This is a genomic window from Streptomyces sp. NPDC029159, from assembly GCF_055564055.1.
On record NZ_JBVHWT010000001.1, the window covers coordinates 391,084 to 404,932 of the forward strand.

Sequence of the window (13,849 nt, forward strand, 5' to 3'; positions counted from 1 at the left end):
CGGCCATTTATCCGCTTGTTTCGGCATCAATCCCCGCTTCTCGCTTGAAGTGCAGTACAGAGTTTCGGACATTTGAGCGATAGGGCGATTGATCGTGCTCGGGTGGAGTTCGTACTTTATGGCGCGCTCAGGGGGCGTTCCGGCAACAGCGCCGAAACGACCGTTCAGGGCGTACTTCTACACGCGCTCGAACAATGACCAGGTCGGCCTGAAGATGCACAAGGTCAACGTCAAGGCCCACGCTGACTACTACCGGCAGGAGGGGCGGCGGGACCGCCCGCCCCTCCTGCCTCGTCGTGCCAGGTTGATTACTGGCGAGAGTGCTCCAGGGGGCAGGGAATGGACGGCGCAGCGACGGCGGATCCGATGCTGGCAGTAACCGGTCTTCGGTACGAGGTCGCTGACCGGGTGCTGCTTGACGGAGTGGACCTGAAGGTGCCTGCAGGGCAGTCGGCGGCGGTGGTGGGGCCGAGCGGAAGCGGCAAAAGCACACTGCTCGGCTGTCTCCTGGGGCTGATCCGGCCGTCGGCGGGATCCGTGCAGGTGGCCGGTGGCGACATCGTCAAGATGCGTCGGCGGGCGTTGGAACGGCACCGCAGCAGGCATATGGGAGTGGTCTTCCAGTTCGGGGAGTTGCTGCCCGAACTGACCCCGGTGGAGAACGTCGCGTTGGCGGCTCTGCTGGGCGGGAGCAAGGCCCAGCGGGCGTACCAGCGCGCCGAGGAACTGCTCGATGAACTCTCCGTCCCCTACTGCGGAGTGCCCACCGGTCGGCTTTCCGGTGGCGAGCGGCAGCGCACCGCCGTGGCGCGGGCTTTGATCAACGACCCCGCCGTACTACTGGCCGACGAACCGACCGGGGCACTCGACGCCGCAACCCGCGACAGCGTGTCAGAGGTGTTGTTCGAGGTGACCCGACGGCACGGCTGTGCACTGGTCGTCGTCACACATGACGCCGAGGTGGCTGACCGGGCGGACCGTTGCTGGGAACTCAAGAACGCCACGCTCGTGCAGCGCGCCCCGGGAGTCCGGTCATGAGGGAGCGCTCACTGTCCGGGCAGCTTCTGCGCATGGGCTGGGCCTCGGGGCTGCGGGCCGGCGGCAGTCACATCAGGGCGGTGGCCCTGCTGCTGGCCACCGCCGTGCTGACACTGGGCCTGACGTCGGTGATCGCGGTGCATGCGACTTACGAAGGCATCGAACTCCGCTCGGCGAACCGGGCGTTGCAGTTCAAGGATGCCTTTCCTGACCGCCCCCCGGTGGCCTTGGGCAAGAACGACTTCGACGAGATCGATGGCCGGCAATTCAGCCTGGTCTACCTGCGTCCGCCGGCCAAGGACATGCCACTTCCCCCAGGCATTGATCGATGGCCGGCTCCGGGCGAAGCGCTGCTTTCTCCAAGCCTCGTGCAGGCTCTTAAGTCTGAAGGAGCCGTCGGCCGATACGGCACGTTGGCGGGCACCATTCGCGAGGAAGGGCTGGCCAGTCCGGGCGAAAGGTACGGCTATGTCAACCCCACCGACCGGCAGTTGGACAAGAAGGCGGCACTCGCCGTCGTCGGGTTCGGTGGGGAGAAGGGACTGCGGACCGGCGATCCGCTGTTCGTTGCCGACGAAGGGAAGTTCCTGACGGCCCTCTATCTGATCCTGTTGCCGGCCGGAGCTCTCGCCGTGGTCGCTGCCCGTATGGGATCGGCGGGACGTGACAAGCGCACGGCGCTGGTCAGCGCGCTGGGCGGCGGCGCACGCCATCGAGTCCTGCTCAATGTCGGGGAGTCCGCGGCCCCGATACTCGCGGGTGCAGCCCTGGGGATGCTCCCCGGGCTGTGCGTGATGGCCGCCGGAAACCTCCGGCTTCCCTGGATCAACTACTGGGTTTCGGCAGCTGACCTGCAACGCTGGTGGTGGGCGGTTCCTGTGGTGGGATGCGCTGCCGCAGCGGTGCTGCTCCTGCTCGTGTGCGCGTTGCACCGCACGGGGCGGCGCCGAAGGACACGTGCCACACGGCTTGCCGCCCACCAGGGGAACATGGTGCGTTGGGCTGCGCTCGCCTGCCCGCTGCTGGTGGTCGGCACCGTCTGGGGGCCGGCTCAGCTCGACCCTGCCCAGTACGCCGATCTCAGAATGAAGCTGTACAACACCGGCGTGGTGGCCGCCATGGCGACCTTGCCGTGCGCAGTCGCGGTCGGTGCCGCCGCTCTCGGTACTCGGCTGGCCCGCTCAACGCGGCGCACCGGCCTCGCGGGCGCCCTCATCGCCGGCCGACACGCGTCCGCGCACCCAGGAGTGGTCTCTCGCCTGGTCGCCGGGGTCGGCATCGCGCTGGTGCTGGTGAGCCAGGTGCAGTTGAAGAACTCCCAGTTCGGCGAAAGTGCGCGGGCCGCGCAAGCCACGGTGACCAGGGTCGGAACCAGCATGCTGCTCATGCGCATCGACCCCGGCGGCGTGACACGGCAGCAGTTGGCCCCGGTTCTCCAGCGCTTCCCGCAGGGCACGGAGATGATCGCGCTGTATCCGCCGACGGGCTCGGATCCAGGGGCCGCGGTCCGGCTCCAGGGCTCGTGTCCGGCGCTGCAGGCCGTGCACCTCACCTGCTCGCGGGAGCCCACTTCCACCGCTGTGCGTGGTGCCGACCCGCGGATCGCCGAAGCCGTCCTCTGGGCCAGCCCTGGCGGTGAGCGCATAGCGGCACAGCAAGGGCCTGTGCTGCCGACCGGTACGGACAGTGCTCCCCGGACCGTCGTGCTGGCCTCATCCGACGGCAGGAACCTTCCCGAGGCGCAGCTCAACCAGCTCTTGAGGGACGCCCTGCCCTTGGCCGCCGTCACCGTCGAATCACCTGGTGGCTCGTGGCTGGTCGGTGCCAACAACCAAGTGGCCCATGGCCGCTGGGTCATCTTCTTCGGCCTCCCCGGTGTGCTGATCGTCGCCCTGGGCATCGTCCTCGCCAACCTCGCCGAATTCCTGCGCTTCAGCCACTTGGTCGCGCCCCTGAGCGTGCTCACCGGTGAACGCAAGATCTATTACTCCACGGCGCTGTGGACTCTGCTGGTCCCGATGCTCGCGACGATCGTCACCAGCGTCCTCGTCGCCTCCTGGCTGGCCATGCCTCAGGTGAGCGCGGCCAATGGGGTGGAGCTGTCCAGCGGGATGCTCGCCGCGACGGCGGGAGCCCTTGCCACGCTCGCCGTACTGACGTGGTGGTGGGGCTCCCGCGCAGCGCAGCGCCAGTCGTCGCAGTGGCGTCCGCATGGCGAGTGAGCAGCAAGTCCTGCGCGGAGCCCCGGACGACGGCGGAGCCGGTGCAGAGCAGGGCGGCACGGAAGTCCCGGGCCGCCAACCTGAGCCTGGGCAGCGACGAGCGCCACACCAGCGCGTGCGCCACCCGGCCGGAGAAGCGGGTCATCGACGCGCTGCGCAGCGCCGGCGTCGCCGGTGCCTTCGCCGTGCTCCGCCAGGCATATCCCCGTAAGAGCGTCGCCGGGCTCGAGGCGCTCCTGAAGCGCACCGGCAGCGACAGCACCACCACGCCGAGGATCCAGCTCGATGCCGCGGCGCTGCGGCGCCGGCCGAAGCCCGATCCCGGTGAGCACGGCAAGCACCACCCCACGCACCCTTCGAGGGGACTCCTGTGACGTACGACAGCAGCACCTACGGCGATTACTACGTGGCGGAGTACGACGCGCTGTACCGGGAGGTGGTGCCGCCCGTCGAGCAGATCCGGATGCTGGCCGACCTCGCGGGCGACGGGCCCGCCGTGGAAATGGGCTCCGGCACCGGCCGGCTGGCGCTGCCCCTGGCCGAGCACGTCCCGGTGATCGCGGTGGACTCGTCCGCCGCGATGACCGACCTGCTCGCGAAGAAGTGCGAGGGGCTGCCCCTCACGCCGGTGCTGGCCGACGCCGCGCGCTATGTGAGCGATCAGCCCGTCGACCTGGTCTTCACCTGCTTCAACACCTTCTTCGTCCTCTCCGACGAGCACACCCAGCGCGCGTTCCTGCACAACGCGGCGCGCATGCTCACCGAGCGGGGCACCCTCCTGATCGAGACGTTCATCCCGCGTCCCGGCCGGCGGCTCCCGGACGGCCCGCACCCCGGGACCTTCCCCGAACACGACACGATCGTCACGCTCAAGAGCCAGAGCGTCGGCCAGGTCGTCCTGTTCGTCGCCGAGAACCACGGCGAGGACCAGGAGCTGAGGTTCAGCGAGGTGGTGATGCGCGACGGTGAACCGCTGCGGATCCTGCCCGGTCAGATGCGGTACTGGTGGCCCGAGCAGATCGACCTCCTGGCCGGCGACGCGGGCCTGGTACTGCGGGAACGCTGGGCCGACTGGAACCGCACCCCGTACGACGCGACCGCCAGCGCGAAGCACATCTCCCTGTACCAGCTCACCGGCAAGGACCGGTAGAAGCACCCACGCAGGCCGCCGAACCTCCCGCTCACGGGCGGAGGTTCGGCGGCCGCCGCATGTCCGGCAGAGCTAAGGATTCTTACGTGCCTTTGTCATGGCTCTGCCGTTGCTGTGCAACGGGCCGGGCAACGTCGTCCCCGCATCCGAGAGAAGGAGACGGCATGTCCTCCACACGTTCCGTGCGGCGGGCGGGGCTGGCCGTGGGCGCGATGGCGCTGCTGGCCTCGTGCACGCCGGCGGTGAAGGCCGACGCCCCCGCGGGGGAGGGCACGACGCTCACCGCCGCGCGCCACGGCGACCGGCCGGCGTGGTGCCCGGAGGTGAAAGGGCACACCGTCGACTGCGGCTCCGTGGCACGCCCGCTGGTGACGGGGAAGCCGCGCCTGGGCACGATCAAGGTGAGCTACGCCGTCGTGCGCCACACCGCTCCCGGCGCCGCCGAGGGCACCGTGGCCGTCAACCCCGGCGGCCCCGGCGAGACCGCGATCGACCGGGCCCCCGTCTTCGCGGCCGGACTGGGCGGGATGCTCCGCGACCACGATCTGCTGCTGGTCGACCCGCGGGGCACCGGGCGCTCGCAGCGGCTGCCGTGCGGGGTCACGGACGCCGAGTACCGGCTCGGCACCCGGCAGCAGCAGCGCGACGCGGTCGCCCGCTGCGCCCGCACCCTCGGCCCGCGTGCCGAGGGCTACACCTCGGCGGCCACCGCCGACGACATCGACGTGACCCGCGCCCGGCTGGGCGTGGCGAAGCTGTCCCTCTACGGCATCTCGTACGGCACCTATCTGATGCCGGTGTACGCCGCCCGCCACCCCGACCGGGTGCGGTCCATGGTGCTGTCCGGCGCCTACCCCCTCGCCTTCGACCCGCTGGTCCGCCCCAGTGCCCAGGCGGTCTCCCTGTCCCTGCGCCGCATATGCGACCGCGCCCCGAAGGCGGCGTGCGACGGCGACCGGGCCGTCAAGGAGCTCGCGACGGTGGCCCGGAAGCTGCGCGACAAGCCGCTGCACCTGCCCGTCACCGCCGGAGGCACCACGTACCCCCTGCGGTTCACCGAGGGCCAACTGGGCAATCTGCTCTTCGAGTCGGCCAGCCGCGAAGCGGGCGCGGCCCCCTCCGAGCCGTCCCTGCTCGGCCGCCTGCCGCACGCCCTCCACCGCTTCGTCGCGGGCGACACCGCCCCGCTGCGCCGTCTGGTCCGGGAGGAAGCCTCCTCGGCGAGTGCCGAGGACCAGGCCCCGTACACCGCCGTGGTCTGCAACGACTACCGCAGGTCCTGGTCGGTGGACGCGCCGCCGGCCGTACGGAAGGAGGAGTACCGGCGGGCGCTCGACTCCGCCGCACCCGGCGCCTTCGGCGCGTTCGGCGCCAAGGGGTTCAACGAGTCGCCGACGGACGGTGGGGACGTGTGCCTCTCCTGGCCGCGCAAGGGCACCGCACGCCCCCAGCCGACCCGTCCCGACCTGCCCGACGTCCCGGTTCTGGTGCTCGCCGGCGACCTCGACGCCAACACCCCCGTCGCCAACAGCCGCCTGGCCGCCCGCCAGTTCCGCCACAGCACGTTCCTGTCCGTCCCCAACACCGGGCATGTGGCCGAGCTGGAGCCGAGCGGCTGCGTCACCGGCATCTCCACCCGGTTCCTGCGCACCGGCAGCCCCGGCGACACCTCCTGTCTGCGCGCCCTCCCGCCCCTCACCGTCACCCCGGTCCGCGGCTGACCGGCAGACGATCATGACCACGTCCCCCGCCTGTGAAAATGGGGCCATGACGGAGACGCCCGAGCACCGCGCCACGGTCCTGATAGCCGAGGACGACCCGGGCGTGCGCAGCACACTCGACCAGCTGCTGCGCTTCGAGGGCTACGACGTGCTCCTGGCACCCGACGGGCTCCACGCACTCGACCTCCTCACCCGGCACCGCCCGGACCTCGCGGTGGTGGACGTGGTCATGCCCGGCATGGACGGCCTCGCCCTGTGCCGCACGCTCCGCCGCCGCGGCGACCGGCTGCCCGTCCTGGTCCTCACCACCCGCCACCAGATCGGCGACCGCGTCGCCGGTCTGGACGCGGGCGCCGACGACTACCTGGCCAAGCCGTTCGCCACCGAGGAACTGCTCGCCCGTATCCGCGCGTTGCTGCGCCGCGCCACGCCGCCCGAGGCCGCCGCCCTCCTGGCCGTCGCCGACCTCACCCTGGACCCGGCCACCCGCCGGGCCCACCGCGGCACCGACCTCCTGGACCTGACCAAGACCGAGTTCGACGTCCTGGAACTGCTGATGCGCAACGAAGGCGTCGTCCTCACCCGCGCCCAGGTCTACGAACGCATCTGGGGCTACGACTTCGACACCACGTCCCGCTCCCTGGACGTCTACATCGGCTATCTGCGCCGCAAGACCGAGGCACACGGCGCGCCGCGGCTGATCCACACCGTGCGCAACGTCGGCTTCGTCATCCGTCCGTCATGATGCTCCGCACCAAGATCGCCGCGGTGGTCTTCGCCGCCGCGGCGCTCGCCATCGCCTTCATCGCCGTCGTCTCCTACCGCAACGTCGGCGGCCTGCTCTCCGACGAGCTGGACCGCAGCCTCGACGACCGCACCGAGACGGTCATCGCCGCCCTCGACGCCTCCCGTACCCCGCCCGCGCGCCCGGACATGACCGAGCAGGTCGTGCCCGCCCGCGGCCCCGTGCGGCTGCTCTCCCCCGGCCACCCGCCGCTGCCCGTCTCCGCCGCCGCCCGCCAGGTGGCCCGCACGGGCAAGGGCGCGAGCCGCGAGGACGTCACCGTCGGCGGCACCGAGTACGGCGTCCTCACCCGGCCGCTGCCCGGCGGCCGGGCGGTCATGGTCGGCCAGAGCTACGAGCGCGTCGACCGCATCGACCAGGCGTTCCTCTGGCGCATCTCCTGGACCACCGTGTGTGCCTCCGGCGTGTCCGCCCTGGTCAGCTGGCTCGCCCTGCGCCGCGTCCTACGCCCCGTGCGCCGTCTGGCCCATGTCACCGGCCGCATCACCAGCGCCCAGGACCTCTCCACCCCGCTGCCGCCCGCCGGCTCCGACGAGGTCGGCCAGCTGACCCGCAGCTTCGAGGCCATGCTCACCGCGCTGCGCCGCTCCCGCGCCCAGCAGCAGCAGCTCGTCCAGGACGCCAGCCACGAACTGCGCACCCCGCTCACCTCGGTCCGCACCGGCGTCGAGCTGCTGCAACGTGCCCGCGGCAGGCTCGCCCCCGAGGACGAGGAGCAGCTCCTCACCACCCTCGTCACCGAGGCCACCGCCCTCGACGATCTGGTCCGCGAACTCGTCGAGCTGGCCACCGACCGCTACACCGCCGAGGACCCCGCCGTCGTCGACCTCGCGGCCGCCGCCGAGGACAGCGCCCATCGCCACCGCCAGCTCACCGGCCGCACCATCACCCTCACCGTCACCCGCCCCCTCCCGGTGTTCGCCCGCCCCCGCGCCCTCCAGCGCTGCATCGACAACCTCCTGAGCAACGCCGTGAAATTCAGCCCCGACGCCACCCCCGTCACCGTCCACATCGACGGCACCCGGCTCTCCGTCCGCGACCAGGGCCCCGGCATCGCCCCCGCCGAACAGCACGCCGTCTTCCACCGCTTCCACCGCGGCCCCCACACCCAGACCACCCCCGGCTCGGGCCTCGGCCTCGCCATCGTCCACGACCTCATCACCACCGACCACGGCACCGTCTTCGCCACCACGGCCCCCGAGGGCGGGGCGGAGGTCGGATTCGAGCTGCCGGTGCATGGGGGTGGGGAGCGCGGGGGGAGGAAGGGGCAGCGGGGGTAGTGCTGGGGGAGGCACGTTCAGGTGCGTCCGGCCTGCGCCGTCACGGCCTCTCGTCGGAAGCTGATGGTGCGGTGCCCGTCTGGGGAAACCTGGTGAGCAGAACGGTGAGGCCGCCCAGGAGCCCGATGGCGCCCGCCACCCCATACGCCGCGTGGAAACCTGACAGCTGATCGGCTGGATGTGTGGCGCCGCCGCTGACGCCGGTCGACACAGCGACCAAGAGCGCCAGACCGACGCTGTTCTCCCAGGAGGCGTCCGGTGCGAACAGCGCCACCACGGCCGGGATGTCGCCCTCCGCGACGCGCTGGAGAGATGCGGTCGCCACCGTGCGGTCGTCGACGCGCCTTTGGCGACACAAGGCGAGACCCTCGGCATTCCCCTTGTTCCTGTTGGTCGCCGGCCAAGGGCCGTCGCCCGGCAGGCAACGTCACCCCGAGGCGACCGCGCGGTAGCGGGGAGCGAACTCTTCCTCGACGAACCGTTCGATGGTGGTGGGGGTGGAGGTGCGGGCGGTGCGCGGCTGTTGCATCCGGGCGTGGCGGGAGTTGAGGGCCTGACCGACCTCGGCCATCATGTCCGCGACGTTGGCGGACACGCCGCTTCGGCGGAGTTGGGCGTGGAAGGCGGCGAGGCTGATCTGCTCGTAGGCGAGGTCGGCCGTGCCGATGGCCTTCGCGATCACTTCCGTGGCTTCTCCCATGCTCACGTCGCGTTCGCCCTGGAGTTCCAGGACCTGCGTACCGCGCCAGGTCCCGGTGGCGAGTTCCTCCGCGGCCCGGACGCCGATGTCACGGGTGGTGACGAAGGGGAGCGGGAGGCCGGGATCGAAGGGGGCACTGATGCGGTGGAGGTTTCTGACGGTGTCGATGTGGTCCAGCAGGTTCTCCATGAAGTAGCCGGCGCGCAGCCACAGCGTCTCCACCCCAGGGGCGGCCGAGAGGGCCTGCTCAAAGCGGTGGAGCCCCGTGACCGGACCGGTGCCCTCGGCATGTTGGGCTCCCCAGCTGCTCAGCCCGACGACACGGGTCACACCGGACGCGGTGACCGCCTTGGTCAAGGAGGCCGTCACCTGGTCCTGGAAGGCGCCGAAGTCGGGGTGCTCGGGGAGGTAGTTGGGCTGGATCACCGCGTAGACGCCGTCCGCGCCGCGGAACGCATCGGTCAGTGCGGCGGTATCGGTCTGGTCGGCCTCCCACACCTCGGCGCCCCGCTCCGCGAGGTCGGCGAGTCGCCGGGCGGAGCGGCCGACGGCTCGGACGGGGTGTCCGTGCGCAAGCAGGTGCGCGGCGGCGGCCCGTCCGGTACGGCCGCCGGCGCCGGTGATGACGAACATCGGCTGGTCTCTTTCTCTCGGGTTCTTCGTCCGGGCCAGAAGGCCGCCGTCCGCGACCGTGCGGCGCCCTGACACCGGGGGCCCGGGGGCGGGCTGAGCGCCGCACGGTCCCGGCACTCGGGGGAACGGTAGTCACGCCGCTCGCCGGCGAGGTAGGAGTCGCCCACCCACCCCTGGTGGCCGCCGCGCCCGTACGCTGGTGGGGTGCGGGTTTCGAGCGGGGACGGCGGGCCGCTGGCGAGCTTTCTGCGCGCCAGGCGCGAGCAGGTGCGCCCCGAGCAGCACCATCTGGTTTCAGGGGCGAAGCGCCAGGTGCCGGGGCTGCGGCGGGACGAGGTGGCGCTCTTGACCGGGATCAGCACCGACTACTACGTACGCCTCGAACAGGGAAGGGAGCGGCGGCCGTCCCGGGCGGTGGTGGACGGGCTGTGCGAGGCGTTGCTGCTGGACCGTGCGGCAGCGCGTCACCTGCGGGAACTCGCTGCCGGTGAGGCGGCCACGGGGGATACGGAGCCCGGCATGAGCAGGGAGCGGCGGGAGGCCGTGCACCGGCTGCTCGGCTCCATGACGGTGCCTGCCCTGCTGCTGAACCGGCGGCTGGACATCGTGGCCGCCAACGCGCTCGGCGCTCTTCTCCACGAGGGGCTGGAGCCCCGGGACAACTATGCCCGCATGGTGTTCCTCGCCCCTGGGGCGCAGTCGTTCTTCCCCCAGTGGCCCGAACTCGCGCACTGCGTGGTGGCGGCCCTCCGCGCCCAGTCCGGCACCGGCCCCGAGGCGGCCCGGACGGCGGACCTGGTGGCGGAATTGACCGCGCTCAGTGCCGCTTTCCGTACCTCCTGGGACATGCACCACCTCTACGAGAAGACGCTGGAGCGCAAGCTGCTCCGGCATCCGCGGGTCGGGCCTCTCACACTCGACCAGCACGTCCTGGACGTGACGGGAGGCGGCGGCCACAGAATCTGGGCCTACCATCCGGCGGACGATGCGACCTCCGACGCCCTGCGGCATCTCGGCCACTGAGCACACGGCATGTCCATGGGCCCCAAACGGGGATCAGCCGTAAGGCCCCATGTCGTGTCGGCCCAGGAATCGGGCGAGACGGTCGGAGGCGCCTTCGAGGATGCCGTCGGGGAGGCGGTAGTTGATGAAGGGATAGAAGCGTTGGGCGATGAATCGCCGTCCGTACGCGGTGCCCAGGAGGTAGCGGGTGCGGTCGGACCGGTTCGGGGCGCCGCGGTGCCAGGTCTGGCTGTTGACCAGGTAGGCGTCGCCGGCTCGGGCCGGCAGTGACGTGGGCGTGCCGGGAAGGCGGGGGCTGTCGCGGCCGGAGAGGTGGCTGCCCGGGATGACCTGGGTGGGGCCGTAGCGGTCGTCCTCGATGTCGGTGAGCGCGACCATGACGTTCAGGGTGAAGCAGGGGATGGTGCCGTCCTGGGGCGTACCGGTCGGCATGCCGTCCAGGAACGGGAAGAAGAGGGCGTCGTCGATGTGCCAGTCGACGATTCCCTTGCCCGGCGGGATCCGCAGCGCGCACTGGGCGATCATGTGGCAGTCCGGGCCCAGAATCATTTCGATGAGATCGGCGACGGGTTCCAGGTCGATCATGTCGCGGAACGCCTGGTGGTACTCGAACATGCGCATGAGGGCCACGTCGCCGCGGAGGAGATCGCGTTCCGGTGGGGCGGTGCGGACCTGCGGATCGAGGTAGCGCTGCTCTGCGAGGTGCCGCAGGTGGGCCGCGGTGTCCGGAGCGATGAGGGACGGCAGGAGGGCGAATCCGTCCCGGTGGAACGCGGCGCAGATCTCCTGGAGATCACGCGGTGCGTTCTCCGGCCGCTTCGGGACGGCAGCGGCGGTTCCGGGTGAGGGGCCGGCGGCCGGCGGCCGGAGGTCGCCGAGCTGTTCCTCTTCCGGCGGGGCGGGCGTCGCCGTCGGCGCCGGGGCTGTGGGGGCAGTACGACGGTTCATGGTTCCTTCGCGGGGTCGGGGTGCTCGCCGGTCGGCCGCTCACGTCGGCCCGTTCGCGGGGCGCGTGGCGGCCGCCGGTGGAGCGTCATGTCATGGGTGCGGCGGTCTTTCGGCTGTCCGCGGGGGGGGCACTGCGCTCTCCGCGGGGGCGGCCTCACCGGCGGCCGCGACCCGGGTGGTTACGGAGGCTGTGACGCAGACGCGCGCGCCGACTCGCCCCGCTCACCCGATCGGGGCGGGGCAGCGGCTCAGGCCCCCTTCGCCCCCGTCGCCCCACCCGCCGGGGCGAATTTCCGGCGCCAGACGAGGGCGACGTAGACGAGGCCGATCAGGACCGGTACCTCGATGAGCGGGCCGACGACGCCGGAGAGGGCCTGGCCGGAGGTGACGCCGAAGGTGGCGATGGCGACGGCGATGGCGAGTTCGAAGTTGTTGCCCGCGGCGGTGAAGGCGAGGGTCGCGGTGCGGTCGTAGGCCAGGCCGAGCCCCTTGCCGAGCAGGAAGGTGCCGAAGAACATCACGGCGAAGTACACCAGCAGGGGCACGGCGATACGGACGACGTCCAGAGGCTGGGAGGTGATCGTCTTTCCCTGGAGGGCGAAGAGGATGACGATCGTGAACAGCAGGCCGTACAGGGCCCACGGCCCGATCTTCGGCAGGAAGTCGGCCTCGTACCGGGTGCGGCCGAGCTTCTGCTCGCCGAGGCGGCGGGTGAGGAATCCTGCCACCAGCGGGATGCCGAGGAAGACGATCACGTTCAGGGCGATGTGCCACACGGACACGTCCAGGCCCTGCCCGTCGCCCAGTCCCAGCCACCGGGGCAGCAGGTCGAGGTAGAACCAGCCCAGCAGGCCGAAGGCGATGACCTGGAAGACGGAGTTGAGGGCGACGAGGACGGCGGCGGCTTCGCGGTCGCCGCAGGCCAGGTCGTTCCAGATGATGACCATGGCGATGCAGCGGGCCAGGCCGACGATGATCAGGCCGGTGCGGTACTCGGGCAGGTCCGGCAGGAAGATCCAGGCCAGCGCGAACATGACCGCCGGGCCGATGAGCCAGTTGATCACCAGGGAGGAGATCATCAGCTTCTTGTCGCCGGTGACGGTGTCGAGGCGGTCGTAGCGGACCTTGGCGAGGACCGGGTACATCATCACCAGCAGGCCGATCGCGATCGGCAGCGAGATCCCTCCGATCTCGACCTTCGCCAGGGCGTCACCCATGCCCGGGATCACGCGCCCCAGCCCCAGGCCGACGACCATGGCCAGCAGGATCCACACGGCGAGGTAGCGGTCGAGGGTGGAGAGCTTCGCGACGATCGACGCGTCCGCGCCGGCCTGCGGGGTCTGCGTGCCGGGTTCGTTCGCCGTCTTCATCAGCAGGCTCGCTTCCGGCCGGTCTCGGCAGTCGTCCGGGCGGTCTCGGCGAGGTCGGAGAACTGGCCGGCCAGGCGTGCGATGACGTCGGGCCGGAGCCGGTAGTAGGTGAAGCGCCCGCACGGCTCCGTCTCGACGACTCCGGCCTCGCGCAGCACCTTGAGGTGGTTGGAGAGGTTGGTCTGCCGCGCTCCGGTCTCCTCGATCAGGTGCGTGGTGCAGAGGGTCTCGTGGGCGAGCAGGTTCACGATCCGCAGTCTGAGCGGGTCGGACAGCACCCGGATCAGATCAGTGTCGACTGATGTCAGCATGTGCTGATGCTTTCACATCAGTGGTGACTGATACCACCGGACGGTGGCGCGATGCGCGTCCGCGGGCGCCCGCATCGCCGATCGAGGAGATCGCCCCGGAGGGACGGCCCGCCGTGTGAGCGCCTCACCCGGTGACCGGCGGACCCAGCAGGCTCCCCATGGCCGCCAGGACCGAGGGCTCGACGCGGTAGTAGACCCAGGTGCCGCGCCGCTCGGAGGTCAGCAGTCCGGCCTCTTTGAGCTTTTTCAGGTGGTGGGAGACGGTCGGCTGGGACACGCCGACATCGGAGATGTCGCACACGCACGCCTCGCCGCCCTCGTGCGAGGCCACCGCGGAGAACAGCCGCAGCCGCACCGGGTCACCGAGCGCCTTGAACATCCGCGCGCCCGTCTCGGCTTCCTCGGCGGTGAACGGCCGCTCCGTCAGGGGCGGGCAGCACGGGGACACCGGCAGCGGCGACTTGGCGTTCGACATGTATCTATGTTCACACATGTCGAATCAAGGGTTACCGGCATGGCGCAGCACAGCACAGCTCGCGGAGCGGGACGCCGCGCGGAAGACGGGAACACCTGCACTGATTCGATGAATGTCTATGTTGGCGATTGTCGAATCACTCTGCGATGCTGGCCGCGCAAGCCATCGACAAA

Annotated in this window: 14 protein-coding genes; 8 read left to right on the forward strand and 6 right to left on the reverse strand. The window is 70.9% G+C overall.

Annotation, left to right across the window (positions count from 1 at the left end; translation table 11 throughout):
- Positions 1–339: 339 nt before the first annotated feature.
- From ACZ4U4_RS01735 to ACZ4U4_RS01765, 7 genes are all read left to right on the forward strand, one after another.
- Positions 340–1,038, forward strand: a complete 699-nt coding sequence (locus tag ACZ4U4_RS01735) for an ABC transporter ATP-binding protein (RefSeq protein ID WP_467868252.1) — start codon at positions 340–342, stop codon at positions 1,036–1,038.
- Entirely contained in the window at positions 1,035–3,260 is a 2,226-nt protein-coding gene (locus tag ACZ4U4_RS01740) for a hypothetical protein (RefSeq protein WP_467868253.1), read from the forward strand. The genes ACZ4U4_RS01735 and ACZ4U4_RS01740 overlap by 4 nt, the downstream gene beginning before the upstream one ends.
- Positions 3,257–3,634: a hypothetical protein gene (locus ACZ4U4_RS01745; RefSeq protein WP_467868254.1), complete on the forward strand. Its 378-nt coding sequence runs from the start codon at positions 3,257–3,259 to the stop codon at positions 3,632–3,634. Before ACZ4U4_RS01740 ends, ACZ4U4_RS01745 begins: the two co-directional genes overlap by 4 nt.
- Entirely contained in the window at positions 3,631–4,410 is a 780-nt protein-coding gene (locus ACZ4U4_RS01750) for a class I SAM-dependent methyltransferase (RefSeq protein WP_467868256.1), read from the forward strand. The genes ACZ4U4_RS01745 and ACZ4U4_RS01750 overlap by 4 nt, the downstream gene beginning before the upstream one ends.
- A gap of 164 nt (positions 4,411–4,574) precedes the next feature.
- The gene (locus ACZ4U4_RS01755; protein WP_467868257.1) at positions 4,575–6,131 is read left to right on the forward strand and encodes an alpha/beta fold hydrolase; all 1,557 of its coding nucleotides are present in this window, start codon (positions 4,575–4,577) and stop codon (positions 6,129–6,131) included.
- Positions 6,132–6,177: 46 nt separating this feature from the next.
- Positions 6,178–6,876: a response regulator transcription factor gene (locus ACZ4U4_RS01760; protein WP_467868259.1), complete on the forward strand. Its 699-nt coding sequence runs from the start codon at positions 6,178–6,180 to the stop codon at positions 6,874–6,876.
- Positions 6,873–8,216 (forward strand): HAMP domain-containing sensor histidine kinase, encoded by a 1,344-nt coding sequence (locus ACZ4U4_RS01765; protein WP_467868260.1) that lies wholly within the window; start codon positions 6,873–6,875, stop codon positions 8,214–8,216. Before ACZ4U4_RS01760 ends, ACZ4U4_RS01765 begins: the two co-directional genes overlap by 4 nt.
- Positions 8,217–8,256: 40 nt before the next feature.
- On the opposite strand, the gene ACZ4U4_RS01770 is transcribed toward ACZ4U4_RS01765, so the two are convergent.
- Both ACZ4U4_RS01770 and ACZ4U4_RS01775 read right to left on the reverse strand, forming a co-directional pair.
- A complete protein-coding gene (locus tag ACZ4U4_RS01770; protein WP_467868262.1) occupies positions 8,257–8,541 on the reverse strand; it encodes a hypothetical protein in 285 nt (94 codons plus the stop codon).
- Between the two features lie 102 nt (positions 8,542–8,643).
- Positions 8,644–9,549: an NmrA family NAD(P)-binding protein gene (locus ACZ4U4_RS01775; protein ID WP_467868263.1), complete on the reverse strand. Its 906-nt coding sequence runs from the start codon at positions 9,547–9,549 to the stop codon at positions 8,644–8,646.
- Between the two features lie 204 nt (positions 9,550–9,753).
- Here ACZ4U4_RS01775 and ACZ4U4_RS01780 point away from each other — a divergent pair, with 204 nt between their 5' ends.
- Entirely contained in the window at positions 9,754–10,572 is an 819-nt protein-coding gene (locus ACZ4U4_RS01780; protein ID WP_467868264.1) for a helix-turn-helix transcriptional regulator, read from the forward strand.
- A gap of 33 nt (positions 10,573–10,605) precedes the next feature.
- Here ACZ4U4_RS01780 and ACZ4U4_RS01785 read toward each other — a convergent pair whose 3' ends face one another.
- The 4 genes from ACZ4U4_RS01785 to ACZ4U4_RS01800 form a co-directional block, all read right to left on the reverse strand.
- Positions 10,606–11,520, reverse strand: a complete 915-nt coding sequence (locus tag ACZ4U4_RS01785) for a phytanoyl-CoA dioxygenase family protein (RefSeq protein WP_467868266.1) — start codon at positions 11,518–11,520, stop codon at positions 10,606–10,608.
- A 248-nt stretch (positions 11,521–11,768) separates the two neighbouring features.
- Positions 11,769–12,890 (reverse strand): ACR3 family arsenite efflux transporter, encoded by a 1,122-nt coding sequence (gene arsB, locus ACZ4U4_RS01790; RefSeq protein WP_467868267.1) that lies wholly within the window; start codon positions 12,888–12,890, stop codon positions 11,769–11,771.
- On the reverse strand, positions 12,890–13,201 hold the full coding sequence (locus tag ACZ4U4_RS01795) for an ArsR/SmtB family transcription factor (protein WP_467868269.1): 312 nt from the start codon (positions 13,199–13,201) through the stop codon (positions 12,890–12,892). Before ACZ4U4_RS01795 ends, arsB begins: the two co-directional genes overlap by 1 nt.
- A 124-nt stretch (positions 13,202–13,325) precedes the next feature.
- The gene (locus tag ACZ4U4_RS01800) at positions 13,326–13,676 is read right to left on the reverse strand and encodes an ArsR/SmtB family transcription factor (protein ID WP_467868271.1); all 351 of its coding nucleotides are present in this window, start codon (positions 13,674–13,676) and stop codon (positions 13,326–13,328) included.
- Positions 13,677–13,849 lie beyond the last annotated feature (173 nt).